Consider the following 26,450-nt stretch of genomic DNA (forward strand, 5'->3'; position numbering starts at 1 on the left):
GCGCCCTGGCACCGCAGACGATGCCCGCGAAACCCTCATCGCGTTCGGACGCGTTGCCTGGAAGGAATATTCGACCACCCTGGTCGGGTTCATTCGGATGATGATGACCGAAGGTGCACGCAATCCTGCACTCAAGAAGCGAGTGTACGAGGCGGGACAGGCGACTGTCACACTGAAGCTGCGGGAGTTTCTGGCGGCAGCAAATGAAAGAGGACTCCTTTCGATATCGGACGCTCAGCTATACGCGGAGCAATTGCTAGGACTGTTGAGGGAGCCGCTCTACCAGGCGCTTATGCTGAGCCCTGCACCGAGCCAGGAGGGAGCAGCCGCCGACCGCGTCAGAGCCAGCATCGAAAGGTTCGCCCATGGATGCGCGAGCGCGAGGAACATTACCCGATGACCGCGGCTAATGAAATTGTCCAATCGAGATGGTTCCGACTGAGGCGAAATTGCGAGAGCCCTTCAGGATTGAAGGTCGTCGGTGATGTCCCGCCGGACCTGGCGAACAGCATCGACGAGCATGGATCGCTGGTGACGGTCGATCCCGCCGACTGGATCGTCTGTTTCGTACCCGGCCTTCGACGGCAATGGTGGCATCGGTTCGTCCATCATAGGCATAAGCACGTCTTTGCCATGCGACCCACGAGCACGGGGAGTTGGCTGCTCGTGGAGCCGTGGTGGACGCGTATGATGGTGACGATCTTGCCGCCAGCCGACGCCGTCAGGTTTCTCCGGTGGGGTGCAACGGGCGATATCCTTCGAATCCGCGAAGCGGTCCCGGGTAAAGCAAGCCAGATTCGTGGCTGGTCCAACTGCGCTGTTCTCTCGGCGTTCTTGCTGGGCCGACCGAGCTGGACATGGACGCCGCACGGTCTCTACCGGCAGCTAATCCGCGAAAGATCAACGCGGCGCGAGAACGTGCAGCAACTTCTCGTCGACCAGTTCACCAAAGTCGTCAGCCATTGCTCGTCCAACGCACTGAGTGTCAGTGCCGACCAACTTTCTTTGCCACTAAGGGAACTGCTCATCATCATTGGACGCAATCTTCTCGAGACGATGATGACACCGTCGTTGCTGGAGGTCTGTTACACAGCCATCCTCGAAGCGGACCGCTACCCCGATGCGACACGGGCCTACGCGCAACATGGCCCTACGCCGGCCATCGCGGTCCTTACGAAGATTCTTGAAAGAGCGAAGCAGGCCGGTGAAGTCGACCTCGCGGATTGCGAAGCCGGCGCTCGCCAATTTCTCGGGATGCTCCATGGAGACGTTCATCTGGAAGCTGTGCTTCAGCTCCGCGAGATACCAACGCTTTCCGAGATCGATTTGCGCGCCCGCAACGCGGTGAAAGTCTTTCTCGACGGCGCCGAGCCTGACGAGGCATCAATCCTCGCACGAGGAGCCTTAACGGCGTGAGAATCATCGCGCAATGAACATGCCGCGCGACACTGACGCACCGGTCGCGACGGCGCTTGGTATGCCTCGCAGAGCCTTCACCACGGCGTCCAGGCGGCTGACCGGCGAAACCCCGCAATTGACGACGGTGCGCGCTAGCTAGCCGGCCGATGCAATCCTATCCGCCACTCCGGTAGACCTGGATGTCGAGATCCCTGATCTTCTTGCGCAGCGTATTGCGGTTGAGGCCGAGCAGGTCGGCCGCACGGATCTGGTTGCCGCGCGTGGCCGCCAGCGCCGCAGTGAGCAGCGGTACCTCGATTTCCTTGAGGATGCGGTGGTAGAGGCCCGGCGGCGGCACGCCGTTCGGAAAGCCCGAGAAATGCGAGGACAGGTAGGCCTCGACCGCACCCCCGAGGTTTTCCACGCCAATCGGGGCGTTGCCGCCCGAGGTGACTGCCGGCGGCGCCAGCTCGCCATCGATCACCGAGGCTGTAATGACGTCCTGCGGGTAAAGCGCCGCCAGCCGGCGCGCGAGGTTTTCGAGCTCGCGCACGTTGCCGGGCCAACGGTGCTGCTTGAGCCGTTCCAGCGCCAGCGTGTCGAGCTTCTTCGGCGGCAAACCGTCCTTTTCGGCGAGCGAAAAGAAGTGCCGGATAAGATCGGGCAGATCCTCGATCCGCTCACGCAACGGCGGCAGGCGCAGAGGCACTACGTTCAGGCGGAAGAACAAGTCTTCCCGGAACAGGCCCTGCTGGATCAGGATGCGCAAATCCTTATTGCTGGCCGCGACAATCCGCACATCGGTCTTGATCGGGGTACGGCCGCCGACAGTGGTGTACTCGCCCTGCTGCAGCACGCGCAGCAGCCGCGTCTGGGCCTCCATCGGCATGTCGCCGATTTCGTCGAGGAACAGCGTGCCGCCCTCGGCCTGTTCGAAGCGGCCGGAAGCGCGGGTATTGGCGCCGGTGAACGCACCGCGTTCGTGGCCGAACAATTCGGATTCGATGAGGTCGCGCGGGATCGCCGCCATGTTGACGGCGACGAACGGACCGTTGCGGCGCTTGCCGTAGTCGTGCAGCGCGCGGGCGACCAGTTCCTTGCCGGTGCCGGACTCGCCGGAGATCATCACCGTCAGGTCGGTCTGCATCAGCCGCGCCAGCACCCGGTAGATTTCCTGCATCGCCGGCGAACGGCCGACCAGGGGGATCGAATCGAATTCACCCTCGTCCGCCGCGCTCGCCACCCGCTCCTTCGGCTCGGCCAGCGCGCGGCCGACGATGGTGATGAGTTCCTTGAGGTCGAACGGCTTCGGCAGATACTCATAGGCACCGCGTTCCGAGGCTCGGATCGCCGTCATGAAGGTGTTTTGGGCACTCATGACGATGACGGGAAGGTTCGGCCGCATCTTCTTGATACGTGGCAGGAGGTCGAACGCGTTCTCGTCCGGCATCACCACATCGGTGATGACGAGATCGCCCTCGCCCTGACTCACCCAGCGCCACAGCGTTGCGGCGTTCCCGGTCAGGCGTACTTCATATCCGGCGCGCGAAAGAGCCTGGTTCAGAACCGTGCGGATGGCGGTGTCGTCATCGGCAACGAGTATGCTACCTGCGGGCATTGGTATTCCTCATCTTGCGTCCTGTGAGGCAGGCGGCAGCGTACCCGGAACGCCGTCGCGGTTGCTTTGGTCGAACTGTTTGGTTGGATTGAACATCGGCATCAGCACGCGGAACGTGGTCTTCCGCGGCTGCGATTCGCATTCGATGATGCCGCCATGATCGCCGACGATCTTGGCAACCAGCGCGAGGCCCAGCCCGCTCCCGGTCTGCTTGGTCGTCACGAAGGGATCGAACAGATTCGGCAACAGGTCTTCCGGCACGCCGGAACCGTTGTCCTTGACGCAGAATTCCAGCGGCAGCGACACCCGCGATTTCTTCCCCGGCACCGATAAGCGGACGCCCGGGCGGAACGCGGTGGTAAGTTGGATTTCCGCATCGCTGCCGAGATCGGCAACCGCTTCGGCGGCGTTCTTCACGAGGTTGAGGAAGACCTGAATGAGCTGGTCCTGATTGGCCAGCACTGGCGGCAATGACGGATCGTATTCCTCGATGAAGCGGATGTTGCGAGCGAAGCCGGATTGCGCCAGCCGCTTCACGTGATCGAGCACGGAATGGATGTTGACCGCCCCGCGCGCCACCGGGCGGTCGTCGCCGAACACTTCCATGCGGTCGACCAGGGTGACGATTCGGTCGGCTTCATCGCAGATCAGCCGCGTCAGCATGCGGTCCTCGGATGAGGCCTGCTGCTCCAGCAATTGTGCCGCGCCGCGGATGCCGGACAACGGGTTCTTGATTTCGTGCGCCAGCATCGCGGCCAGCGCGATTACCGAGCGCGCTGCGCTCCGATGCGTCAATTGTCGGTCCATCTTGTCGGCGATGGTGCGCTCCTGCAGCATCACGACGATATGGCCGGGCCGTTCGGTGAGCGGGGCGACGTGCAGATCGACCTGGCGATCGCCGCCGATGCGAGGCGTGCCGAGATCGACCTTGTACTCGTTGACGGGCGAGCCGCTCGATCGCACCTGGTCGATAAGCGCCAGCAACGGACTGCCGAATGGCACCAGCTCTTTCAGGGATTGCCGACGCAGGAACTGCGTCGAAATCTCGAAGAAGGATTCGGCGGCGATGTTGGCGTCGACGATGCGGCCGTCCGGCGCCACCAGCAGCACCGGGTTGGGCAGCGCGTTGAGGATGGCTTCGCTCTCGGAGGGCACGGGGCGGCGATGTTCTGCAACCGAATTCATGCAGCAGCACTCCATGCGAAATCGTCGAACGCGTCCTGCAGAGATTGGTGCACGCGGTACGGATCCTCCGACGTCAGAATCCTTTGCCGCCAGCCCTTCAGCGTCTCCGCCGGGGCGCGGCTGCATTGCGCCGCGACCTCCAGCGCCCAGCCGAGATGCTTGCGTGCGTGCTTGAGCCCGATGCGCAGCCCGTAATGGCTACAGACTTCATCGTAGAGTGCGCGCATATGCGCGAGTTGTTCGGCCAGCGACGGCATCGCCTCCGCCTTCCCGGTTTCGAGCCGACGTCCGATTTGGCCCGGCAGCCAGGGTTGACCCTGCGCGCCGCGCCCGATCATCACGGCGTCCGCCCCTGATGCATCCAACGCCTGCACCGCTTTGTCGAATGAGGTGATGTCGCCGTTGACGACGAGCGGCACGGAAACCGCGTGCCTGACCGCGCGCACGGCGGCCCAATCGGCGACGCCCTTGTAAAACTGGCAACGCGTGCGCCCATGCACGGTGATCATCTGCACCCCGGCGGCTTCCGCGCGGTGCGCCAGCTCGGGCGCATTGAGCGAGCGGTCGTCCCAGCCGAGCCGCATCTTCAGCGTCACCGGCACCTTGACCGCCGCGATCGTGGCCTCGATCAGCTTGAGCGCATGATCGAGATCGCGCATCAGCGCCGAGCCGGACTGGCCGCCGGTGACATGACGCGCCGGGCAGCCCATGTTGATATCGATGATGTCGGCGCCCGCCGCTTCGGCAACCCTTGCCCCCTCCGCCATCCAGTGCGCCTCGCAGCCCGCGAGCTGAACGACGTGCGGCCCGACGCCGGCCGTCTCGCAGCGCAGAAGCGACATCGGCCTGCCGTGCACGAGTTCGTCGCTGGCGGTCATCTCGGAGACGACCAGTCCGGCGCCGAGATTGGCGGCAAGGCGTCGAAAGGGGGCATCGGTGACGCCGGACATCGGCGCCAGGAGAACCCGGTTGGCGACAGCAATTTCGCCTATTTTCAACGGCTTAGAACGTGAACTTTCCGGGCCGGTCACGGCGTTCTCATGGTTGGGGCGGCGGCTTCATTGCAACCGTCGACGCATATTGTGAGCACAAATCTTGGGCAGTCAAGCTTCTTGCCTACACTTTAGACAGAACTATCATTTGTGCAAGTGCACTGCAACAAAAACTGCTTTTCCCACAGCTAGCGGGAATCGCTCTGTTTTTCCCTATTCAGCGTGGTAAGGGCTGTGCGCCAGCGCACCCGCCCCTCACCACCCCGATTCATTCGTATTTGAGTCCAGATGCCCAGACCCGAGCGCACCGCAGCCATTCTCGTCGCAGCCGGACGCGGGCTTCGCGCCGGCGCCGGGGGTCCAAAGCAATATCGCGAGATCGGTGGGCAGACGGTGATCTTCCGCGCCATGCAAGCGTTCAGCAAGCATCCAGATATCTTCGCCGTGCAACCGGTGGTGAATCCCGATGACGCCGCCGTTTTCAGTGAAGCCGTCGCGGGACTGCGCCATCAACCTCCAACGAATGGCGGCGCGACACGTCAGGCCTCGGTGCATGCCGGACTCGAGGCGCTGGCTGCGGAGAAGCCCGACATCGTTCTGATCCACGATGCCGCGCGGCCCTTCGTGACCTCGGCGGTAATTTCGCGCGCGATCGATGCTGCGGGTCGGACGGGCGCCGCTGTTCCGACAATTCCCGTTACCGACACGATCAAGCAGGTCGGTGATGCCGGTCACGTCGAGGCGACGCCCGAACGCGCATGGTTGCGTATCGCGCAAACGCCGCAAGCGTTTCGCTTCGATGTCATTCTCGATGCCCATCGCCGCGCCGCGCGCGATGGCCGCAGCGATTTCACCGACGATGCGGCGCTCGCGGAGTGGGCGGGATTGACGGTGGCGACCTTTGAAGGCGATCCTGCAAACATGAAACTGACGACGCCAGAAGATTTCATCCGCGAGGAAGCCCGCCTCGCCGCCCAGCTCGGCGACATCAGGACCGGCACAGGCTACGACGTGCACGCCTTCGGCGACGGCGATCATCTTATGCTCTGCGGCGTTCGCGTGCCGCACACCCGCGGCTTTCTCGCCCATTCCGATGGCGACGTCGGCCTGCATGCTCTGGTCGACGCCATCCTCGGCGCGCTGGCCGACGGCGATATCGGCTCGCACTTTCCACCGAGCGACCCGCAGTGGAAGGGTGCTGCGTCGGACAAATTCCTCAAATATGCCGTCGAGCGCGTCGCCGCGCGCGGCGGACGAATCGCCAATCTCGAGGTCACGATGATCTGCGAGCGCCCGAAGATCGGGCCGCTGCGCGATACCATGCGCGCCCGCATTGCCGAGATCACCGGGCTCAATATTTCCCGCGTTGCGGTGAAGGCGACCACCAGCGAACGGCTCGGCTTTACCGGCCGCGAGGAAGGCATCGCCGCGACCGCGAGCGCCACCATCCGCCTGCCTTGGGACGATAAGGGTTGGAGCGAGTAAGATGAGCGGCAGCGACGCCCGCGCCCTCGCCCGCTCGCTGCTTGATTTGTGCCGGATGCGCAAGCTGACGATTGCCACCGCAGAATCCTGCACGGGCGGCCTGGTCGCCGGTGCGCTGACCGATATTCCGGGCTCTTCGGACGTGATCGACCGCGGTTTCGTCACCTATTCCAATGAAGCCAAGCGCGCGATGCTCGGCGTCAAAGCCTCGACGCTGACAACCTTCGGCGCAGTCAGCAAGGAAACCGCGACTGCAATGGCGGTCGGCGCGCTGGAAAAGGCCGGCGTGGATCTCGCGGTATCCATCACCGGCATTGCAGGTCCGGGCGGAGCCACACCGGGCAAGCCGGTCGGCCTCGTGCATTTCGCCGTTGCGTCACGCGATGGCAAGATCCTGCACCGCGAATTCCGTTTTGGCGCCATTGGCCGCACCACCGTGCGCCAGCGCTCGGTCGTGGAAGCGCTGCGTATGCTGATGGAATTGGCGCGCGGACCGCAGCCGCCTGCCAAGTCGCGCCGGGAAGCCGTGAGCCGGTTACGGCCGCGGGTGGCGCGCAGCCCGCGCCGGAGCGCCGTCAAGCGGCGCCGGCCGCCGCGGACTTAATCAGATCAGGCCAGCGCAGCCAACGCCTTGGCGCGCGTCTCGCTCAGCGAGCTTGTCGGCGTCAAAGCTTCCGGGCTGATCGAAAGCTCGATGATGGCCGGCAGTCCGCTTGCCACCGCTTCGTCGAAAGCGCTGGCAAAGTCCTCAGTGCGCTCAACGTGGGCGCCAAATCCGCCACAAGCGCGGGCCAGCGCCGCGAAATCGGGATTGGCCAGATCAGTGCCGGAGACACGGCCGGGATAGGTCCGCTCCTGGTGCATGCGGATCGTTCCATACATGCCGTTGTTGCAAACGATCACGATCAGCGGCAGCCGGTGTTCGACCGCCGTCATGAACTCCAGCCCGGTCATCTGGAAGCAGCCGTCGCCGGCAAATGCAATGACGGTGCGCTCGGGATGCATCAGCTTGGCGGCCACGGCCGCGGGCAGGCCATATCCCATCGATCCCGACGTCGGCGCCAGTTCGGTGCGAAATTGCCGATAGCGCCAGAAGCGGTGCACCCAGACGGCATAGTTGCCGGCGCCATTGCAGATGATGGTGTCATGGGGCAAGCGATCGCTCAAACTGCGCACGATCTGCGAGAGCTGCACGTCGCCGGGCGACCGCGTCGGCTCGGTGAAGGCGAGATAGTCGGCATGCGCCGCCTTGAGATAGTCGGCGCGCGATTGATGTTTCGGCTCCAGCCGCTTGATCGCAACTGCAAAGGCCGCGCCGCTCGCGACCACGCCGAGCGTCGGCGAATAGACGCGTCCGATCTCTTCCGGGTCGGGATAGATATGAACCAGCGGCTGCTTCGGTTTCGGAACATCGAACAACGTATAGCCGGATGTGGTGGCCTCCCCCAGCCTCGCGCCAAGCGCGATCACCAGATCGCTGGTTCGGATCCGGTCGGCGATTTTTGCGTCGAGACCGATGCCGACATGGCCGCCATAGGCCGGATGCAGATTGTCGAAATAGTCCTGGCATCGGAACGAAACGCCGACTGGAACCTCGTGCGCAGCGGCAAACGTTTCGAGATCGCGACGAGCCTGATCGCTCCATCCGCCGCCGCCGACGATCAGGAACGGCCTCTTCGCCTCCGACAGCAGCGCATGGAATTGCCGCAAGGCGCCGTCATCGGGCGCGACCGGAATCGGATTGTAGGGCGGCGCATCCGCCACCTCGGCGGTGTCGGTGAGCATGTCCTCGGGCAGCGCCAGCACGACCGGACCGGGACGGCCCGATGTCGCGGTGAAGAAGGCGCGCGAAATGAACTCGGGAATCCGCCGCGCATCGTCGATCTGGGCGACCCATTTCGCCATCGGCCCGAACATCTGGCGATAATCGATTTCCTGGAACGCCTCGCGTTCCATCATGTCGCGTCCAACCTGGCCAAGCAGCAGGATCAGCGGCGTCGAGTCCTGGAACGCGACATGGACGCCGGAGGAAGCATTGGTGGCGCCGGGGCCGCGGGTGGCGAACACGATGCCGGGCCGTCCCGTCAGCTTGCCATAGGCCTCCGCCATCATGGCAGCGCCCCCCTCCTGCCGCGCGTTGATGAAACGCACGCGCTGGCTCTGGTACATGCCGTCGAGAGCTGCCAGGAAGCTTTCCCCGGGCACGCCGAACACGGTGTCGGCGCCGTGCAAGGCCAGTTGCTCGATGAGAATATGGCCACCGGTTCGAAGATTTGCGTCCATCGGCTCGTCCCTCAGTTGCCTTGTTGTTGCTCTTTCGGTCCTACCCGCGCGGCCACGCCCGTCACGGCCTCGTAGGCCTTGATGACGGCAGTGCAGGATTCGCCGTCGTGCCCGAGCAGCGCCGCCTGCCGGTAGGTCTGATGCACCGCTTCCGCCATGAACCCGGGCAGACCCGCCTCCTCCAGCCAGCGCGCATAATAGCGGACGTCCTTGCGGGCGTTCGCCAGCGACATCAGCGGCGTGAAGTCGCCATCGAGCGTGGCCTGGCCGTAAAGATCGAGCATGCCGCTCTTGCCGCCGGCCGCCGAGATGATGCGGATCACCTGGGAAAGATCGAGCCCGTCCTTTGCGGCGAGCGCAAAGCCTTCACACCACGCCGCCACATTGGCGAAGGCGATATAGTTGTGAATGAGCTTGAGGCGGATCGCATGCCCCAGCGGGCCGATGTGGAAGATGTTTTCGGCATAGCGTTCAAAATAGGGCCTGAGGTCGTCGAGCAGGTCGCGCTCACCGCCGAACAGCACGTTGACCTTGCCGGCGTCGGCGTGTTTCGGGGTTCGCGTCATCGGTGCTTCGGCGTAGCGACCGCCGGCCGCGCGCACCATGCGGTCGAGCTTGGCGACCATCTGCGGGCTGCCGGTGGTGTGATCCACGATGATGAAGCCCGGTGCCGGACTGGCGAGCAGCCCATCGCTGCAAACCATCAACGCCTCGACATCCTCGGCCTCGTTGACGCAAATCATGATGACGCGGCAATTGTCGCGAATTTCCTGAAGACCGCTGGCAGCGGTCGCGCCGAACGATTTGGCGCCCGCCACAGCCGCCGGGTTGATATCATAGGCGGTGACCGCCACGCCCTTGGCGACGAGGTTCTTGACCAAGCCTCGCCCCATTCCACCAAGGCCGATAAAGCCAACGCGTTCGAATGTCGTCATCTCAACCGTTCCGTAGTTGTTCCCTGGAATCTTTCCGAAGAGCCGAGCGCGCCGAGTTGCGGAGCCTAGCTTCGGGTGCCGGTGACGGGCTTCCCATAAATCACGTCCGCCCGCTTTTCGAACGCGTGGGCAAAACGCTGGAATGCGGTATCGAACATCGTCCCCATCAGCATTGCCAGCATCCGGCTCTTGAATTCATAGGACAGGAAGAATCCGACGTCGCAGTCGGTTTCGGATTTCGGCTCGAACGTCCAGCGGTTTTCGAGGTTGCTGAACGGGCCCTTCAGATATTCGACCATGATTTTCAGGTTCGGCCGGTCCAGCGTCACCCGGCTGGTGAAGGACTCCCGCACCAGCTTGAACGATACCGTCATGTCGGCGACGATCACCTCAATGCCGTCGGCCTTCTGCGTGCGCTGCCGTATCCTCAGCGATTGGCACAGCGGCACGAATTCCGGATAGCGCTCGACATCGGCGACCAGATCGAACATGTGCGACGCGGTATGATGAACCCGGCGCTTGCTGGAAAAGCGAGGCATTGGACGCGCTCAACCGTGTAGCGCAGCCCGCGCCGCCCTGAGCTTGGCAAAATCCTCACCCGCATGGTGCGACGAGCGGGTCAGCGGACTGGCCGACACCATCAGAAAACCCTTGGTATAGGCGACCTTCTCGTAGCCCGCGAATTCGTCCGGCGTCACGTAGCGCATGACGGCGTGGTGCTTGCGGGTCGGCTGCAGATACTGCCCGATGGTCAGGAAATCGACGTCCGCCGAGCGCAGATCGTCCATCACCTGCAGCACCTCGTGGCGCTCCTCGCCGAGGCCGACCATGATGCCTGACTTGGTGAAGATGGTGGGATCGATTTCCTTGACCCGCTGCAACAGCCGGATCGAATGGAAGTAGCGCGCGCCCGGGCGTACCGTGAGATAACGCGCCGGCACGGTTTCCAGATTGTGGTTGAACACGTCCGGCTTGGCCGCCGCGACCACCTCCAGCGCGCCTTCCTTGCGCAGGAAGTCGGGGGTGAGGATTTCGATGGTCGTGGTCGGGCAGCGCGCGCGAATGGCGCGAATCGTCTGCGCAAAGTGCTCGGCGCCGCCGTCGGCGAGATCGTCGCGATCGACCGAGGTCACCACGACATGAGTCAGCCCGAGCTTGAAGGTCGCCTCCGCGACATGTTCCGGCTCATTGGCGTCGAGCGCGCCGGGCATGCCGGTCTTGACGTTGCAGAACGCGCAGGCCCGCGTGCAGGTGTCCCCCATGATCATGAAGGTGGCGTGCTTCTTGTCCCAGCACTCGCCGATATTCGGGCAGCCGGCCTCCTCGCAGACCGTGACGAGGCCGTTCTCCTTGACGATCTTCCTCGTGTCGGCATAGCCGCGGGTGTTCGGCGCGCGCACCCTGATCCAGTCCGGCTTCGGCGGCGATAGCGCATCCGGCCGGTTCACCTTTTCGGGGTGACGCGGGCGAACCTGGTTCAGGGAGACGGTATCGACGAGGACGACCATGTTAAGTCCGGAAAATTGCGAGAACACCTAGCTAATCCGTGTTGCTCGCGCCTGCAACTCTGTTGCGGAAACCTGCAACCTGGCCCGCGGAAGGCCCACAGGTCGGCCTCGCGAAACCCGGCAGATCGTGCAAGATAATGACGAATTTCACCCTTCCGCGAACGATTCTCACTTGAAAATAGTTCAAAACCCCAAGCCCGCCGAGGGCGCCGCCCCCCGGCTCGGCAAGCCGCTGAAACGCTCGTTTTTCGACCGCAGCGTGCACGAGGTCGCGCCCGACCTGATCGGGGCAACGCTCCTGGTCGACGGCGTCGGCGGTATGATCGTGGAGGTCGAAGCCTATCACCATCTGGACCCGGCCGCGCATTCATTTCGCGGACCGACACCGCGCAACCGGGTGATGTTCGGCCCGCCGGGTTTTGCCTATGTCTACCGCTCCTACGGCATCCACTGGTGCGCCAATTTCGTCTGCGAAGAGGAAGGTTCGGCCAGCGCCGTCCTGATACGCGCACTGCAACCGACCCATGGCATACCCGCGATGCGCCGCCGCCGCGGCCTCCAGGACGAGCGCGCGCTGTGCTCGGGCCCGGGCAAGCTCTGCGAGGCGCTCGGGATCACGATCAGGCACAGCGAGCTGCCGCTCGATCAGCCTCCGTTTGCGCTGCATGCGCGAGTCGGCAAGCCCGAGACCATTGTTGGAGTACGGATCGGAATTACAAAAGCGGTCGATCTGCCGTGGCGCTACGGATTGAAGGGGTCGAGGTTTTTGAGCAAGCGGTTTTTGACGGGGGAGCTGCATCAACATCAATAGTTGTCATCCCCCGCGCATGCGGGGGATCCAGTACGCCGCGGCTTCTCGGTTCAATCATCGACGTCTCTGGGATACTGGGTCGCCCGGTCAAGCCGGGCGATGACAGCGAATGTGTGTCGGCGTTCCCGCGACACGATGCGCCCGGGCTTTTGCAAATCGTTCGCCCCAGAAGTGAGAGGGCGCAGGGAATGCCGGGTGCTTGCTGCACCCGCGGTCCCGTGTGCAAATGCACTTAAGAGTGCGCGCACACGAGCATACAGGTACAGCCGGAGCAGCCCGGCATTCCCTGCGCAGTGGGTTTACGGCTTATGCCGCGCTCTCCTTGGAGACGAATTCCTCTTGCCTCCATCACTGACGAATTGACGGCTCGCATGCCACGGTTGGGCGCCTGCAAACCTCTGCCAGCTTGACACCAGCCACGGGCGCCGGGACCACACGGTTTTGCCGTACGCGGCTTCCCTCACCACAGACTTCAACCAGCCAAGTGCCTGCCGGCAGAAGGAATGGCGAAAGCGTTTAAGCGCCGTACGTCCTGCGCACTGTGTTCACTCACGGTAAAAACCGCCCTGCGAACACCTCTCGCGCCCGACGCTGCCGCGTCCACCGCAACCCGCCCCAACGTTCGTGACGATGGCCAACGCCCCTCTTCTTCGGGACGGGATGGCGGGAGTTGTAGAGGTGATTTGGGGTCAGCGCGAAGCGGAATATTTTTGCGGCGATGGCTGGACGGGGCAAATCAGCTTGAAGCTACAAGAGAAAATCGCGTATTCGCGCAGCGGCGCGGGACCTGTGATTTCAACTGCCTCTAGCAAGTGAGTAGGCAAACGTTGGCTTCCGAGCTTGAGCCAGTCCGAACATTCAAGGCCGCGAGCGCGATCCAGAACCGCCAATACGTGAGCCTGTCATTGTATGATATCAACATTGGCGGCAGGAGGAGCGCCATGACAATTCCAGCGGAAAAGCTAATTCGGCTTGGTTTTGGTTTCGCGGTTTCCCAGGCACTGCGGGTTGTCGCGGATCTTGAGATTGCCGACCGACTAGCCGACGGCGAACAGAGCGTAGACGATCTGGCAGCGCAGACCAGCACCCACGCCGACGCGCTCTACAGAATCATGCGATTGCTGGCCGCCGAAGGAGTATTTCGTGAGACCTCCGAGCGTCGCTTCGGTCAAACTGAACTAAGTTCGTTGTTACGCTCTGATCAGCGATCGAGTCCGCGCGACCTGATCCGAATGATCAATAGCGAGCCATATCTGGCCTTCGCGCAGCTCGGCCATTCGGTGCAGACGGGCCTGCCAGCTTTTGACGAAACGTTTGGAAAATCCCGCTTCGATTGGCTGGCCGACCACCCGGCCGAAGCTGCGCTCTTCCAGAGCGCAATGATCGCCCTGAGCCAGGGTAGCAATGAAGCGGTTGCAGAGGCCTATGATTTCACGCCCTTTTCCAAAGTCGTGGACATCGGTGGCGGCCACGGGCAACTCCTGTCGGCCATCCTCGCGCGCCATCCGCATCTGTCGGGCGTACTCTACGACCTTCCATCGGGCATCGCGGCGGCGCGGGCAGGTGCCGGAGGTCATCTGCCCCGCACAGACTTTGTTGCCGGAGACTTCTTTGAATCTGTTCCAGCGGGCGCTGACGTCTATGTGCTGAAGAAAGTTATCCACGACTGGAACGATGAAAAGGCGGTCATGATCCTGCGCAAATGTCGCGACGCCATGAAGTCGGACGGCAGGGTGCTGGTTGCGGAGACGATCGTTCATTCGGGCAACGAACCCGAATCGATCAAACTTATCGACGCCCAGATGTTGGTTGTGACCGGGGGCGTCGAGCGCACGGTGACTCAGTATGCTGCTCTATTCGAGGCGGCGGGTCTACGGTTTGAGCGCGTCATCCCAACTGTTCGGCCAATCTCCATTCTTGAGGCGCTCAGGTGAGAGCTACACGGTCAGCACATCTTCAATCCGGATCGGTAAGCTGCGCACGCGCTTGCCTGTGGCGTGAAAGACGGCGTTGGCGATGGCGGGGGCCATGCCGACAAGCGCGATCTCGCCGAGGCCTTTGACACCAAGAGCATTGACGTGTGGATCTGTCTCCTCGACGAAGTGCGCTTCAAGCTGGGGAATGTCGAGATTCACGGGCAGCAGGTAATCGGCCATATGGGCGTTGACCGGGCGGCCGTCGCGCGGATCGAGGACAGTGCGTTCCATCAGCGCCATGCCCATCCCCCCGATCATGCCGCCAATGCATTGGCTCCTCGCAAGTCGCGGATTGACGACGCGGCCGATGCCATAGGCGCCCATGGCGCGGCGCAGCCGGATCGTGCCGACATCGGGATCGACGGCCACCTCCGCAAATACAGCTCCAAAGGAGTGCATCGAAAATCGGGCCGCGACATCGGGATCGCGCTGAGCCGAAGCCGTAGCCTCGATGGGTCGGCCGTCCTGAGGGCGCTTTGCGGCTTCCTGCTGCACGGCCAGGCAGGCGGCGCGGATCGCAGAACCTACCGAGGCCATCGTCCATGAGCCGCCATGGGATGGGGCCGGCGGATAGTCAGAGCGGCCGAGGCTGAAGCGCACCCGTTCAACAGGCAGTCCCAGCGTCTCGGCGGCGATCTGCGTCATCGACGTGTAGGTGCCGGGACCCATGTCGCTTGCCGCGACTTCAACTTCGGCCGTGCCGTCCGGGAGCAGCCGCGCCCGCGCGTTCGCCGGCGCATGGAAGGCCGGATAGCTCGCCGATGCCACGCCCATGCCGACCAGCAGCCGGCCATCGCGCATCGAACGAGGTTCAGGTACCCGCCGCGACCAGCCGAAACGTTCGGCGGCAAGGTCATGGCATTTCATCAGCGACCGGCTGGAGAACGGCTTGTTCTCGCCCTCATCGATCGCCGGCTCGTTGCGGCGCCGCAGATCGATCGGATCGATTCCGAGCTTGTACGACAGTTCATCCACGGCACATTCGAGCGCAAAGACACCGCTTGCCTCACCGGGGCCGCGCATGTGGTTCGGGGTGCCGATATCGAGTGGCAGCAGCCGATAGCGGGTCCGCACGTTCGGCGTGGAGTACAGGAAGCTCGTGACCGAGGTCAGGGCCTCCATGAATTCTTCGTAGCGGCTCGTCTCGCCGGTGCCCTCGTGCACAATGCTGGTGAGCTTGCCGTCCGCCGTGGCCCCGAGAGCCATTCGCTGCAGGGTGCGGGGCCGGTGGCCCGTCATGAAGAACATCTGCTTGCGCGTGAGAACGAGCTTGACGGGACGTCCCACCTGTCGCGCCGCTATGGCCGCAAGCGTCACATGCGGCCACGTCCTGAGCGACGTGCCGAAGGCACCGCCGATAAACGGACAGATCACCTGTACGTTCTCCGGCGGCAGGCCGAACACGGCTGCGATCTCGGCCTGTTCGTTGACGACGAACTGGCTCTTGCTCCACAGCGTCAGCCGATTGCCATTCCAGGCCGCGACAGTGGCGTGCGGCTCCATTGGATTGTGGTTCTCGCGCGCGATTTCATAGATCTCGTCGACCTTCACCGGCGCGTCCGCGAGAGCGCTGTCGGCACTGCCGCGCGCGGTGTCGGCCGGCAGTCTCGCGTCCGGCTGCTTCCCGGCTTCCGGAACGACAGGTTGGGCTTTTGGGTCGGCAGGATCAACGAGCGGCCGCTCGGCCGCGTAGGAGATGCGCAGCGCCGCAGCCGCGCGTTCCGCCTGGTCGAGCGTATCGGCGACGACGATCGCGACCGGTTGCCCGTAGAAGCGCACGTGGTCGTCCTGCAGCACATGCAGCCGCTCGCCTGTCGCCGGATCGATATAGCTCTTGTGGGGTGCGTATGGCAGGCGTGGCGCATTGCGATGGGTGATGACAGCAACGACTCCCGGCATCTTCTCAACCGGCCCGGTCTCGATACCGGTCACGCGACCGAGACCCACCGTGGCACCGACGATCACCGCATGGGCCTGGCCGCCCTGGTTGAAATCGGCCGCATAGCGGGCCGCGCCAGTGACCTTGGCACGACCATCCACGCGCGGCAGCGGCTTTCCGATCACGTTGGTCGTCATGCGGCTTCTCCCGTCATTTCAAGAGCGCGGACGATCGTCCGGGGCAGGAGTTCGAGCTTGTAATGATTGCCCGACAACGGACGGGCCCCTTCGAGCGCCAGCCGGGCGGCTGTTTCGAAGATTTTACGATCCGGTGCCTTGCCGATCAGCGCGTTCTCCACCGTGCGCAGACGCCACGGCCGAGTGCCCACGCCGCCGACAGCGAGCCGCGCCCGACGGATCACGCCGTCCTCGACATCCAGTGCGGCTGCGGCGGATACGAGCGCGAACTCGTAAGAAGCGCGGTCGCGCACCTTGAGATAGCGCGCCCGCCGGCTGAACGGACCGCCGGGGACCCGCACCGCGAGGATGAGCTCGCCAGGCAGCAGCGTTTGTTCGAGATGCGGCGTATCGCCTGGCAAGCGAAACAGTTCCTCGACCGGAAAGGTGCGCTCGCCCCGCGGCCCCCTCACCTGCATCGTGGCATCGAGCGCGACCAGCGCGACGGCAACGTCCGAAGGATGCGTTGCCACGCAATGATTGCTCGTGCCCAGAATGGCGTGCCCGGCATTGAGGCCATCGATTGCGGCGCAGCCGGAGTTCGGGGTGCGTTTGTTGCAGGGCGCATCGTGCATCCGGAAATAGGGGCAGCGCACGCGCTGGAGCAGGTTGCCGCCGATGGAAGCCATGTTGCGCAATTGCGGCGAGGCGCCCTCGATCAGGCTTTCGGCGACGAGCGGGTGCAGGCGCTGCACGCCCGCGTGGGCGGCAACATCGGCCATGCGGGCGAGCGCACCGATCACGAGAACGGAGCCCTCGATACGGATTTCGGAAAGCGGGAGCGTGTTGATGTCGACAAGATTCGCCGGCTGCTCCACCTCCTCGCGCATGAGGTCGATCAACGTCGTGCCGCCGGCGATGAAACGTCGGCCGGATGATGCGGCGGCGATGGCGGCCTGAACAGAGGTCACCTTCTCGAGCGTGAATGGAAGCATGGTCAGGCCCTCTTGGCCGCGTCGGCGACCGCAGCGACGATGCCCGGATAGGCGCCGCAGCGGCAGATATTGCCGCTCATCCAAAACCTGATTTCATCCGGCGAACCTGCATGGCCTTCCGCGATGCAGCCTATTCCCGACATGATCTGTCCGGGGGTGCAGAAGCCGCACTGCAAACCGTCGTGCTCGACGAACGCAGCCTGGAGCGGATGAAGCTCGCCATTTGTTTCAAGGCCCTCGATCGTCTTGATCTCGGCCCCGTCATGCATCGCAGCCAGCGTCAGGCAGGAGACGATCCGCCTGCCGTTGAGAAGGACGGTGCAAGCACCGCAGGCGCCCTGATTGCACCCCTTCTTCGTGCCGGTGAGATCGAGCGTCTCGCGCAGCACATCGAGCAGTGAGCGGCGGGGATCCAGGTCAAGCTCATGCTGACTGCCGTTGACGACCAGGCGGACCCGTCCCGGAGATGTGGCGGGAGACCGTTCAGAGATGGGTTGCGCGGCGACTTCCGATGCCGCCGCGAGAGTGACCACTCCCCCGACCGTAAGCAGGATCGAACGGCGCGATAATCCGCCATGCCGTTCTTCAGTCTCAACAGCACCGTCGGTGAACGGCTCATCGTTTCTCATGGTCGTCTGCTCGCTTGCTTGTTGGGGTAAGGATCGTTCGCCGATTGCGACGAGATGGCGCCAAAATTCCTCTTCGATGCTCGGAAGCGGCCCCGCGAACTAAGCATGAACCTAGCGGGGTGTACCGTTCGGATATTGCGGCGACTATCGCGGTCTTGCGATGAAGTGCCGCCGGGCACTTCCTACAGAGCGCGTCGGAACGCCGATGGCGTCACGCCGACGATCGTTCGGAAAGCCGCCGTGAAGGCTGACGGCGTCTCGTAACCGACTGCAAGCGCGACCTCCGTGACGCTCAGGCCTGAATGGGCGAGAAGCTCGCGGGCGCGGCGCATGCGTTGTGCTGTCAACCATGCATGCGGGGTCTGGCCGGTCGACTGCCGAAATGCAGTGCAGAAGTGGAAGCGGCTCAAGCCGACAAGCGTGGCAAGTTCGCCGAGCCCGATAGGCTGTTCGAGGTTCTCTCGCATAAACGTCGTGACACGCCGCACCTGCCAGTCAGCAAGCCCGCCCTTTCTGACCTGAGCAGGCAAGCTGCCAAATGATGAATGCTCGCGGATCAGCCGCGCGCAAAGGAGGTCGATCGCCTGCTCCACGAACAGACGGGACGATGCACTGTCCCGCGCCGCCTCGTGGCTGAGAATTTCAAGCAGCCCTGCCGCCGCAGGATCGGCGAAAGCAACACGCGGAAGAATCTCGATACGTCTTCCGCCTGCAATCTCGTCGGCGCATGCCTGGAGGCGCTCCTGAGTGAGGTAGACATGCGAAACGACCACGGGGCCAGCAATATTCCAGTGGCCATCAACGCCTTTCGGAATGAGGGTGAAGGCTTTCGGGTTGGTCCGGGATGTCAGGCACTTGTTCTCGATCCGCCAGGATATCTCGTGCTGTCCTTCGTAGCAGCCGACCGCAACGTATCCAGCCACGCCGCGCATGTAATCCTCTTGCAGCCCACCATGCGCCCACTTCCGCGTCAGCCGCGTATCACCATGCAAAACCTCAGGCACCAACATCGGTGGCTCGTCCAAGATGCGCGCCATCTCAGCGGCAGCGTCGGGACGTGAGCGATCCGCTGCAGATCGGCGCAGACCGCCTGGATCATCCGGCGTAGCCCTGCTTCGGGAACGGAACAGCCGCTGGTCCAACTGCTTTCCTCGTCGAGCTGCTGCACATTTGCAACGCCATTATGCAAAATGCCGGAGCCGCTGTGTAGAAAAACGTCTGCGACAATCCTGACGCCGGTTGTCTGCCTACAAATTGGTCACCCCATGATCGTGCAGTTCGGGCGAGGCCTCGATCCGATCGGGCGGGGATCCGTATGCGCGCTCGAGCAAAACCCGACATCATCGCAAGCGCGCGGATCGGCGCACCGAGGCAGTGGAACTGCGACGGCGGTTGAATAACCCGAATTCCCCGAGCAGTCGTTTCGAATTGAACTGAAATGGTAGACATCGCCGTAACGTTGCGCATCGCTATTTCAACAATCGCAACATCGACTCAATCCCGTCACGACACGCCCACGTTGAATACGTAAGTGTGGTCTGCTGTTTCGCTTTGCGAAAAGTGAAGTGCTCAGGAATTGTACTGCGTCGAACACGTGGAACGCGCAGCGTAATGCTGCAACCACGGAGCCACCACACAGCAACAGAAACTTCAAGAGAAAAGGAGCTGTACAATGGCTGGCGTGTTTCCTGTTCAAGGATTTGGATTCCTCTCCAACTACAATGGTGCATTCGTCGCCAGTTCCGCGCTCGCCGCCATGCAGGCGATCGCGGGCACCAATGCAAACTCGATCGAGCTCGCTCCACGGCTCTTTATGCAAACCAGGACGTCGAATGACGTCTTCGCCGATCCCAACAAGACCGAGAGCGACGCCAACATTCTCCAGGCTATGGCAAATGCGCAGGCGCTCGGCCTTTCGGTCACGCTGAAGCCCATGGTCTCGGCCCTCGACGGCTCGCTTGCATACGTGCTCAATCCGAGCGATCCCGCCGCTTTCTTTGCTTCCTACAAGAGCCATATGGTTCACATGGCTGAAATCGCCGAACAAGCAGGAGTCGCCATGCTTGTGATCGGCAATGAGCTGGGCAAGCTCTCCGGACCGCAATATCGAAGCTACTGGGTCGACCTCATCGATTCCGTACGCGCCGTGTTCCACGGCGAGATCACCTATGCAGCCGCAACCGACGAAGCCATCAATGTCAGCTTTTGGGACAAGGTCGATGTCATCGGAATCAACGCCTATCCGCCGCTGACGACGACAACCGATCCGACCGTCGAGGAGATGGTCAATGCGTGGAACAGCATGTCCACGGACGACTACTGGGCGAAGGTGATGAATCACATGTCGCCGGTCGATTTCTTCCATTCCCTTGCCTTGCAGTACGACAAGCAGGTGTTCTTCACCGAAACCGGCTATCGCAGCCTCGACGGAACCAATATCAGCCCAGGTGGCTGGGCCGACGGCACGACGGAGGATGTGCAGGAGCAATACGATGCCTTCAACGCCTTCTTTCAGGTGTGGGGATCGGAAGGCGGAAGCTGGTTCAGGGGCGCCTCGATCTGGAACTGGGATACGAACAACAAATACTCGCCGATCGGCTACTCGCCCCAAGGTAAGCCAGCGCAGGAGTTGATTACCGAATGGTACGGCGGTCAGCACCAGCCGCCAGGCCAGACGCTGACGGGTTCTCCCTCTGCCGATTTGATGGATGTCGGCGGCGGCAATGACGTGCTGTCGGGCGGCGTCGGCAACGACACGATCAAGGCAGACGGGGGCGACGACACCATTACCGGCGGCCCCGATACAATTCCGAAACTCACCGAGACGTCAGTCACGGTGACGGGCTACAGCTCCGTCGTCGACGGCGTCGGCGCCAAAATGCAGTTCCTGATCAACGGACAGCAGATCGGCAGCACCGTCGAATTCCACGGCGCGACCGATCCATCGGGCTTTCAGACCTTCACCTTCACATTCCCTAATCCGAGCAGCATATCGAGTCTCGACCTCGCCTTCATCAACGACTTCACTAACGCCAATGGCGACCGCAACCTTTACATCAAGGATATCACCGTCAACGGTGAGCATCTGTCGGTTGCCGATGCAGTCAACCCGAGCTCGCCGGGCACCTGGAACCTCTATCACAACAAGTCAATCCACTACGACATGACCGGCCGCCAAGCCCTATTCTTCGGATCGTCGACCGACGATGACATTCTTGAAGGAGGCGCCGGCAACGACGCGATCAACGGCGGCGCCGGGACGGACATCATCCAGGGCGGCGCGGGCAACGACACCATCAACGGCGGTCCCGGCGCGGATGTGATCCACGGCGGGGCAGACGACGACACGATCAACAGCGGCGCCGGCATCGCCACGGCAACCGATCAACTCTACGGCGACGACGGCAACGACATCATCAAGGCCAGCGCCGGCGACACCGGCGCCCGGCTAGACGGCGGCAGCGGCAAGGACCAGCTCTATGGCAGTTGGGTAGCGAATGTCCTGAATGGCGGTGACGGCAATGATTATCTCTCCGGCGGCGGCGGATTGGACGTCATGCATGGCAATGCCGGTGATGACCAACTGAAAGGCGGCCCGGCGGCAACCCAAATGTTCGGAGACGACGGCAACGACAGCCTGCAGGGCGGTACCGGCAGCGAGTTCCTGTACGGCGGCAGCGGTAACGATCGGCTGACCGGTAGCGCAGGGAACGATTATCTGGCTGGCGGCACCGGCAACGACACATTCGTGTTCGCCCCCAACTTCGGCAAGGACACCGTCGCCGATTTCCAGAACACCGATGGCGTGCAGGACATCATTCAGTTCAGCAAGACGATGTTTGCCGACTTCAGCGCGCTGCAATCGCACATGGCCGAGGTCGGCACCAGCGTCGTGATCACGGTCGACGCCAACAACACGATCGAGATTCAGAACAAGACAATGAGCCAGCTCCACGCCAGCGATTTTCTGTTCGTCTGAGGTCTATTGGGACAAGTCCCACGCCGATAGGCATCGCGCGGCTACTCCGCGCGGTGACACACGGCCTCGACCTTGTTGCCGTCGGGGTCGCGCAGGAAGGCGCCATAGTAGGCGGCATGATAGTGGCGCAGGCCGGGCGGGCCGTCATCGGTGCCACCGGCGGCAATGCCGGCGCGCCAGAACGCGTCGACCTCGACTCGCGATTTTGCCTTGAAGCACCAGTGGCGGCTGGAGGCTTCGTCCGGTTCCGCGCCCCTGTAGATGGCGATGTAGACGCGGTCCGGAAACTCCGCGTCGGCGCGTTCGCCATAGCCGAGCCAGCGGTCGCTGCGGCCGACCTTGACGACATCGAGCGCCGCCATGATCGCGTCGTAGAAGCGCTCAGCGGCGGCGAAATCGGATACCGTGATGGAGACGTGGTCCAGCATCGATCCGTTCCTCGATGATGACTCAAACTGCATCAGTCAGCCATCATTCAGGACGCCAGCCTCAACCGCTCCAGCGCTTCCTGCAGTTTCGCCTTGCGCGCCACCGCCGCCTCGCGCTTTTCCTTTTCCTCCTCGACGATCTCTTCGGGCGCATTCGCCACGAATTTCTCATTGCCGAGCTTGGCGTCGACGCGCTTGATGTCGGCGTCGGCTTTGACGATTTCCTTGTCGAGACGGGCTTTTTCCGCCGAAAGGTCGATCACGCCCTTGAGCGGCAGCGCCACGACTTCGCCGCGCACGAGCAACTGCACCGCGCCTTCCGGCGGGCGGTCGGCGAATGAAATCTCGGCCAGCCGAGCCAAGCGTTTCACGATGTCGTTCCAGCGCTGCGCGCGCTCCTTCGTCTCCGTTGACGCACCCGACAGCACCAGCGGGATCAGCGTGGCCGGCGGGATGTTCATTTCCGAGCGCACCGAACGGATGGCGGTGACGAGGTCGACCACCCAGCCGATTTCGGCCTCGGCGGCGGGATCGCTGAAATCGCCGGCATCGAGCGCGGCCATGGCCGGTGCGATCAGCGGATCGCCGGGCCCGGCCATCGCCATCGCGGCGATCTGCTCTGGTGTGACCGAACTCGCCTTGCGCGGCCACTCGGCCAGTACCAGCAGGCCGTCGCGCTTCGCCGTCACCGCCCAGAGCTCTTCGGTGATGAAGGGCATGAACGGATGCAGCAATTTGAGGATCTCGTCGCGCGCCCAGGCGATCATGGCGCGGGTCTCGGTTTTCGCCGCGCCCTCCTCGCCCATCAGCACCGGCTTTGCGAGTTCGAGATACCAGTCGCAATAGACGTTCCAGACGAAGCGGTAGATCGCATTCGCCGCATCGTTGAAGCGATAGCCCTCGATCGCCTCGGTGACCTCGCGTGTGGCACGCGACGTCTCATGCGCGATCCACCTATTCAGGGTCTCCCTGGCGTTCACGGGATCGAAGCCGTCCGGCTTCTCGCAGCCGTTCATCTCGGCAAAGCGGCAGGCGTTCCAGAGCTTGGTCGCGAAATTGCGATTGGTTTCGACCAGTTGCGGCGAAAGCTTGATATCGTGGTTGTGAGCCGCGCCGCGTGCCAACGCGAAGCGCAGCGCGTCCGCGCCAAAATCGTCGATGACGCCCAAGGGATCGATGACGTTGCCTTTCGACTTCGACATCTTCGCGCCCTTCTCGTCGCGGACGAGGCGGTGGATGTAGACGGTCGAGAACGGCGCCTCCTTCATGAAGTGCAGGCCCATCATCATCATCCGGGCGACCCAGAAGAAGATGATGTCCCATCCCGTGACGAGGACGTTGGTCGGGTAGTAACGCTTCACTTCCAGCGTTTCGTCCGGCCAGCCGAGCGTCGAGAACGGCCACAGTCCGGACGAGAACCAGGTGTCGAGCACGTCCTCGTCGCGCGTGATGAACCCATCGCGCTTGGCGGGATCCAGCGCCATCTCGCGCCCCTGCTCCGGCGTGATGACTTCCTGCTCGACGTAATAGCCGAGCGCGTTGCCGACGGCTTCATCTTCGGTCTCGGCGACGAACACCTTGCCGTCCGGCCCGTACCACGCCGGGATCTGGTGGCCCCACCAGAGTTGGCGCGAAATGCACCAGGGCTGGATGTTTTCCATCCATTCGAAATAGGTCTTTTCCCAGTTCTTCGGCACGAAGCTGGTCGCGCCCGAACGCACGGCCGCGATTGCCGGCTGCGCCATCGTCTTCGCGTCGACATACCACTGGTCGGTCAGATAGGGCTCGATGACCACGCCGGAACGGTCGCCATGCGGCACCACGTGCGTGTTGGGCTCGATCTTTTCCAGGAAGCCGAAATCTTCCAGCCGCGCCACGATCGTCTTGCGCGCGGCGAAGCGATCGACATTGTGCAGCTCTTCCGCAAGCATCAGCGCGCCCTCGGGCAGCCCGCGCAGATAATCCTCATTGTCGACGAGGGCCATGCAGCTCTCGCGGTCGAACACGTTGATCTGCGGCAGGCCGTGACGCTTGCCGACCTCGAAGTCGTTGAAGTCGTGCGCCGGCGTGATCTTGACCGCGCCCGATCCCTTTTCGGGATCGGCGTAGTCGTCGCCGATGATCGGGATGCGGCGGCCGACCAGCGGCAGGATCACATGCTGCCCGATCAGGTGCCCGATCCGCTCGTTCTCCGGATGCACGGCAACCGCGGTATCGCCCAGCATCGTTTCGGGGCGCGTGGTCGCGACCACGATGAAGGTCGTGGGATCGTCGGGGCTGAATGTCTTGCCCGCGATCGGATAGCGCAGATACCAGAGGCTGCCCTTGACCTCGACCTGCTGCACCTCGAGATCGGAGATCGCGGTGAGCAGTTTCGGGTCCCAGTTCACCAGCCGCTTGTCTTTGTAGATCAGGCCTTCGCGGTGCAGCTCGACGAAGACTTTCACGACGGCGCGCGACAGCCCCTCGTCCATCGTGAAGCGTTCGCGCGACCAATCGCAGGAGGCGCCGAGGCGCTTCAACTGATTGACAATGGTGTCGCCGCTATCCGCCTTCCACTGCCAGACGCGCTCGAGGAATTTGGCGCGGCCGAGGTCGCGCCGGCCCGGCTCCTGCCGTTCCATCAATTGACGCTCGACCACCATCTGGGTGGCGATGCCGGCATGGTCGGTGCCGGGCTGCCACAGCACGTCGCGGCCGCGCATGCGCTCGAAGCGGCAGAGAACGTCCTGCAGCGTGTTGTTCAGCGCGTGGCCCATATGCAGCGAGCCCGTCACGTTCGGCGGCGGAATCACAATGGTGAACGGCGCGGCGTCTTTCCGTTCCGGGCGGCCCGCCTTGAACGCGCCGCTTTCCTCCCAGATCCGGGACATACGGCTTTCGATATCGGCGGGCTGGTAGTTTTTTTCGATCATGGCACTGCAATTGGGGATGTCGGGGGCGCTCTCGAGCGACCCGTCGCCGGTCCGCCGAGAGAATGCGCATCAAATCAACGTGGTAGCGCCCGGTTCTGATGTGATCGGCGCCGGGCCGCCCCTAGAAAGCCGCCACAGCGCCTCAAGTCAACCGGACAACTCGGTCGGGGGCCACAGGAAGCCGCGATAACGCCGGTTTGAATGTCCCGATAGGACCCGGATCGGCGGACGCCGGGGGCGCCTTGAGTTAGCGGCCGCGCGAAACCCGCTCGATTTCGGCCTTGACGATCCGCTCCACCAATCCCGGCAGATTGTCGTCGAGCCAGGATTTCAGCATCGGCCGCAGCATTTCCTTGACCAGATCTTCCAGCGTCCGCGCGTTGTTGCTCAGCACCGTATTGGCCAGCGAATTGAAGGCGGACTCGACCGCGGAGACGGTGGAGCGCGACAAGATCGGCTGCTGAGGTGCTTCGAACGGCGGCGGCTCGTGAGCCGGCTGCCGTCCTCTGTTGGATTCGCTGAACTCGATGTCGTCCTCCGGCTCGATCTTGTTGAAGGAGGCTTTCGGCGGCGCCGGATCCGGCAGCGCCATCTCGTCGGTGAGCTCGAACACGTCGGCTTCCGGCTGCGGCGCCGGCCTGATTTCCGCCTCGGGCGTTGCCGCGTCCAGGCTCGCCAGCATCGCGTCGATGTCATCCTGGCTGTTGCTGGCGGCGGCTGGTTCGGGTGCAGGCGGCGGTGGCGGGGCCGGCTTCGGCGCAGGAGCCGGTTTCGGCGGGGGAGCAATCGCGGACGGCGGGATGTCCTTCATCACCGGTTTCGGTGCCGGCGCTGCGGTGGCCTCCGGCTTGGCAGCGGCAGGCTTTGCCTCGTCGTCGGCAATGATGCGACGGATCGACGCCAGAATCTCCTCCATCGAGGGCTCTTGGACCTTTGCAGGCTGCGTCATCTCCGACTCCACATCGAAACCATTTTACACCAAAGCCAAGAGGGAATTGCCGGTTCCGGATATGCAGGCCGGGATTTTCACCGCACAAGCCTGACTTGTCCCCAGATCAAGCCCGCCCGCGACATCGCGCGAGAGGTCTGCTCCCCTTCAAAACGCAACCCGACGCGCGTCCGTGAGATGCAAAGACGCTGGCCGCGAATCGCTCAGCTCGCCCCGGAAACGGTACGTCATGGCCGCAAATGATTGCAAGCAAAGCGCCCGGCGCTTCAGGCGCCGGGCGACGAATTCCTCCGCCTGCGCGGAATATGC

Annotated in this window: 21 protein-coding genes; 7 read left to right on the forward strand and 14 right to left on the reverse strand. The window is 63.2% G+C overall.

All coding sequences use genetic code 11. The features are described 5' to 3' along the window. The first annotated feature begins 103 nt into the window (after positions 1 to 103). A complete protein-coding gene (locus LMTR13_RS42620; RefSeq protein WP_236843481.1) occupies positions 104 to 400 on the forward strand; it encodes a TetR/AcrR family transcriptional regulator C-terminal domain-containing protein in 297 nt (98 codons plus the stop codon). Positions 401 to 468: 68 nt separating this feature from the next. After that, on the forward strand, positions 469 to 1,416 hold the full coding sequence (locus LMTR13_RS20470) for a TetR/AcrR family transcriptional regulator C-terminal domain-containing protein (RefSeq protein ID WP_065729401.1): 948 nt from the start codon (positions 469 to 471) through the stop codon (positions 1,414 to 1,416). Between the two features lie 157 nt (positions 1,417 to 1,573). Here the strand turns inward: LMTR13_RS20470 and ntrC are convergent, their stop codons facing one another. The 3 genes from ntrC to dusB are packed head-to-tail and all read right to left on the reverse strand — an operon-like array spanning position 1,574 to position 5,199. Further along, positions 1,574 to 3,016: a nitrogen regulation protein NR(I) gene (gene ntrC, locus LMTR13_RS20475; RefSeq protein ID WP_065729402.1), complete on the reverse strand. Its 1,443-nt coding sequence runs from the start codon at positions 3,014 to 3,016 to the stop codon at positions 1,574 to 1,576. Positions 3,017 to 3,025: 9 nt separating this feature from the next. Next, positions 3,026 to 4,201 carry a two-component system sensor histidine kinase NtrB gene (locus LMTR13_RS20480; protein ID WP_065729403.1) on the reverse strand — a complete coding sequence of 392 codons (1,176 nt, stop codon included), beginning with the start codon at positions 4,199 to 4,201 and terminating at the stop codon, positions 3,026 to 3,028. Beyond that, positions 4,198 to 5,199, reverse strand: coding sequence for a tRNA dihydrouridine synthase DusB (dusB, locus tag LMTR13_RS20485; RefSeq protein WP_083219104.1), 1,002 nt, complete (start codon positions 5,197 to 5,199; stop codon positions 4,198 to 4,200). The genes LMTR13_RS20480 and dusB overlap by 4 nt, the downstream gene beginning before the upstream one ends. A 282-nt stretch (positions 5,200 to 5,481) precedes the next feature. Between dusB and LMTR13_RS20490 the strand changes: the two genes are divergently transcribed. Beyond that, positions 5,482 to 6,678, forward strand: a complete 1,197-nt coding sequence (locus LMTR13_RS20490; protein WP_065729405.1) for a bifunctional 2-C-methyl-D-erythritol 4-phosphate cytidylyltransferase/2-C-methyl-D-erythritol 2,4-cyclodiphosphate synthase — start codon at positions 5,482 to 5,484, stop codon at positions 6,676 to 6,678. A gap of 1 nt (position 6,679) precedes the next feature. Further along, complete coding sequence (locus tag LMTR13_RS20495; protein ID WP_065729406.1) at positions 6,680 to 7,282, forward strand: CinA family protein; 603 nt, start codon at positions 6,680 to 6,682, stop codon at positions 7,280 to 7,282. A gap of 5 nt (positions 7,283 to 7,287) precedes the next feature. Here LMTR13_RS20495 and LMTR13_RS20500 read toward each other — a convergent pair whose 3' ends face one another. From LMTR13_RS20500 to lipA, 4 genes are all read right to left on the reverse strand, one after another. Next, on the reverse strand, positions 7,288 to 8,961 hold the full coding sequence (locus LMTR13_RS20500; protein WP_065729407.1) for a thiamine pyrophosphate-binding protein: 1,674 nt from the start codon (positions 8,959 to 8,961) through the stop codon (positions 7,288 to 7,290). Positions 8,962 to 8,972: 11 nt separating this feature from the next. Then, positions 8,973 to 9,896 (reverse strand): NAD(P)-dependent oxidoreductase, encoded by a 924-nt coding sequence (locus LMTR13_RS20505; protein WP_065729408.1) that lies wholly within the window; start codon positions 9,894 to 9,896, stop codon positions 8,973 to 8,975. A gap of 65 nt (positions 9,897 to 9,961) precedes the next feature. Next, positions 9,962 to 10,435 carry a type II toxin-antitoxin system RatA family toxin gene (locus tag LMTR13_RS20510; RefSeq protein ID WP_065729409.1) on the reverse strand — a complete coding sequence of 158 codons (474 nt, stop codon included), beginning with the start codon at positions 10,433 to 10,435 and terminating at the stop codon, positions 9,962 to 9,964. Between the two features lie 9 nt (positions 10,436 to 10,444). After that, positions 10,445 to 11,404 (reverse strand): lipoyl synthase, encoded by a 960-nt coding sequence (lipA, locus tag LMTR13_RS20515; protein WP_065729410.1) that lies wholly within the window; start codon positions 11,402 to 11,404, stop codon positions 10,445 to 10,447. 178 nt (positions 11,405 to 11,582) lie between these two features. On the opposite strand from lipA, the gene LMTR13_RS20520 reads away from it, so the two are divergent. Together LMTR13_RS20520 and LMTR13_RS20525 are read left to right on the forward strand one after the other, a co-directional pair. Beyond that, positions 11,583 to 12,215 (forward strand): DNA-3-methyladenine glycosylase, encoded by a 633-nt coding sequence (locus LMTR13_RS20520; RefSeq protein ID WP_065732840.1) that lies wholly within the window; start codon positions 11,583 to 11,585, stop codon positions 12,213 to 12,215. 941 nt (positions 12,216 to 13,156) lie between these two features. Then, positions 13,157 to 14,149 (forward strand): methyltransferase, encoded by a 993-nt coding sequence (locus LMTR13_RS20525; RefSeq protein ID WP_065732841.1) that lies wholly within the window; start codon positions 13,157 to 13,159, stop codon positions 14,147 to 14,149. Positions 14,150 to 14,152: 3 nt separating this feature from the next. On the opposite strand, the gene LMTR13_RS20530 is transcribed toward LMTR13_RS20525, so the two are convergent. The 4 genes from LMTR13_RS20530 to LMTR13_RS20545 form a co-directional block, all read right to left on the reverse strand. After that, positions 14,153 to 16,267 carry a xanthine dehydrogenase family protein molybdopterin-binding subunit gene (locus tag LMTR13_RS20530; RefSeq protein ID WP_065729411.1) on the reverse strand — a complete coding sequence of 705 codons (2,115 nt, stop codon included), beginning with the start codon at positions 16,265 to 16,267 and terminating at the stop codon, positions 14,153 to 14,155. Then, entirely contained in the window at positions 16,264 to 17,241 is a 978-nt protein-coding gene (locus LMTR13_RS20535) for an FAD binding domain-containing protein (RefSeq protein WP_065729412.1), read from the reverse strand. The genes LMTR13_RS20530 and LMTR13_RS20535 overlap by 4 nt, the downstream gene beginning before the upstream one ends. Before the next feature lie 2 nt (positions 17,242 to 17,243). Beyond that, the gene (locus LMTR13_RS20540) at positions 17,244 to 17,870 is read right to left on the reverse strand and encodes a (2Fe-2S)-binding protein (RefSeq protein ID WP_083219105.1); all 627 of its coding nucleotides are present in this window, start codon (positions 17,868 to 17,870) and stop codon (positions 17,244 to 17,246) included. 182 nt (positions 17,871 to 18,052) lie between these two features. Further along, entirely contained in the window at positions 18,053 to 18,895 is an 843-nt protein-coding gene (locus LMTR13_RS20545) for a helix-turn-helix domain-containing protein (protein WP_236843034.1), read from the reverse strand. Positions 18,896 to 19,542: 647 nt separating this feature from the next. On the opposite strand from LMTR13_RS20545, the gene LMTR13_RS20550 reads away from it, so the two are divergent. Beyond that, the gene (locus LMTR13_RS20550) at positions 19,543 to 21,849 is read left to right on the forward strand and encodes a glycoside hydrolase family 113 (protein ID WP_065729414.1); all 2,307 of its coding nucleotides are present in this window, start codon (positions 19,543 to 19,545) and stop codon (positions 21,847 to 21,849) included. Positions 21,850 to 21,890: 41 nt separating this feature from the next. On the opposite strand, the gene LMTR13_RS20555 is transcribed toward LMTR13_RS20550, so the two are convergent. From LMTR13_RS20555 to LMTR13_RS20565, 3 genes are all read right to left on the reverse strand, one after another. Beyond that, the gene (locus LMTR13_RS20555; RefSeq protein WP_065729415.1) at positions 21,891 to 22,277 is read right to left on the reverse strand and encodes a VOC family protein; all 387 of its coding nucleotides are present in this window, start codon (positions 22,275 to 22,277) and stop codon (positions 21,891 to 21,893) included. A gap of 47 nt (positions 22,278 to 22,324) precedes the next feature. Further along, complete coding sequence (locus tag LMTR13_RS20560; protein WP_065729416.1) at positions 22,325 to 25,192, reverse strand: valine--tRNA ligase; 2,868 nt, start codon at positions 25,190 to 25,192, stop codon at positions 22,325 to 22,327. A gap of 247 nt (positions 25,193 to 25,439) precedes the next feature. Continuing rightward, positions 25,440 to 26,141 carry a PopZ family protein gene (locus tag LMTR13_RS20565; RefSeq protein WP_065732843.1) on the reverse strand — a complete coding sequence of 234 codons (702 nt, stop codon included), beginning with the start codon at positions 26,139 to 26,141 and terminating at the stop codon, positions 25,440 to 25,442. Positions 26,142 to 26,450: the final 309 nt, after the last annotated feature.

Source organism: Bradyrhizobium icense, assembly GCF_001693385.1.
GTDB lineage: Bacteria > Pseudomonadota > Alphaproteobacteria > Rhizobiales > Xanthobacteraceae > Bradyrhizobium > Bradyrhizobium icense.

Bases quoted from the DNA above. Each gene is read 5' to 3' on its own strand.
- LMTR13_RS20505 (WP_065729408.1), bottom strand. From the start codon at position 9,896: ATGACGACATTCGAACGCGTTGGCTTTATCGGCCTTGGTGGAATGGGG.
- LMTR13_RS20560 (WP_065729416.1), bottom strand. From the start codon at position 25,192: ATGATCGAAAAAAACTACCAGCCCGCCGATATCGAAAGCCGTATGTCC.
- LMTR13_RS42620 (WP_236843481.1), top strand. From the start codon at position 104: ATGACCGAAGGTGCACGCAATCCTGCACTCAAGAAGCGAGTGTACGAG.
- LMTR13_RS20540 (WP_083219105.1), bottom strand. From the start codon at position 17,870: ATGAGAAACGATGAGCCGTTCACCGACGGTGCTGTTGAGACTGAAGAA.
- LMTR13_RS20525 (WP_065732841.1), top strand. From the start codon at position 13,157: ATGACAATTCCAGCGGAAAAGCTAATTCGGCTTGGTTTTGGTTTCGCG.
- LMTR13_RS20565 (WP_065732843.1), bottom strand. From the start codon at position 26,141: ATGACGCAGCCTGCAAAGGTCCAAGAGCCCTCGATGGAGGAGATTCTG.
- LMTR13_RS20555 (WP_065729415.1), bottom strand. From the start codon at position 22,277: ATGCTGGACCACGTCTCCATCACGGTATCCGATTTCGCCGCCGCTGAG.
- LMTR13_RS20490 (WP_065729405.1), top strand. From the start codon at position 5,482: ATGCCCAGACCCGAGCGCACCGCAGCCATTCTCGTCGCAGCCGGACGC.
- lipA (WP_065729410.1), bottom strand. From the start codon at position 11,404: ATGGTCGTCCTCGTCGATACCGTCTCCCTGAACCAGGTTCGCCCGCGT.
- LMTR13_RS20480 (WP_065729403.1), bottom strand. From the start codon at position 4,201: ATGAATTCGGTTGCAGAACATCGCCGCCCCGTGCCCTCCGAGAGCGAA.
- LMTR13_RS20495 (WP_065729406.1), top strand. From the start codon at position 6,680: ATGAGCGGCAGCGACGCCCGCGCCCTCGCCCGCTCGCTGCTTGATTTG.
- LMTR13_RS20500 (WP_065729407.1), bottom strand. From the start codon at position 8,961: ATGGACGCAAATCTTCGAACCGGTGGCCATATTCTCATCGAGCAACTG.
- ntrC (WP_065729402.1), bottom strand. From the start codon at position 3,016: ATGCCCGCAGGTAGCATACTCGTTGCCGATGACGACACCGCCATCCGC.
- LMTR13_RS20530 (WP_065729411.1), bottom strand. From the start codon at position 16,267: ATGACGACCAACGTGATCGGAAAGCCGCTGCCGCGCGTGGATGGTCGT.
- LMTR13_RS20535 (WP_065729412.1), bottom strand. From the start codon at position 17,241: ATGCTTCCATTCACGCTCGAGAAGGTGACCTCTGTTCAGGCCGCCATC.
- LMTR13_RS20510 (WP_065729409.1), bottom strand. From the start codon at position 10,435: ATGCCTCGCTTTTCCAGCAAGCGCCGGGTTCATCATACCGCGTCGCAC.
- LMTR13_RS20550 (WP_065729414.1), top strand. From the start codon at position 19,543: ATGGCTGGCGTGTTTCCTGTTCAAGGATTTGGATTCCTCTCCAACTAC.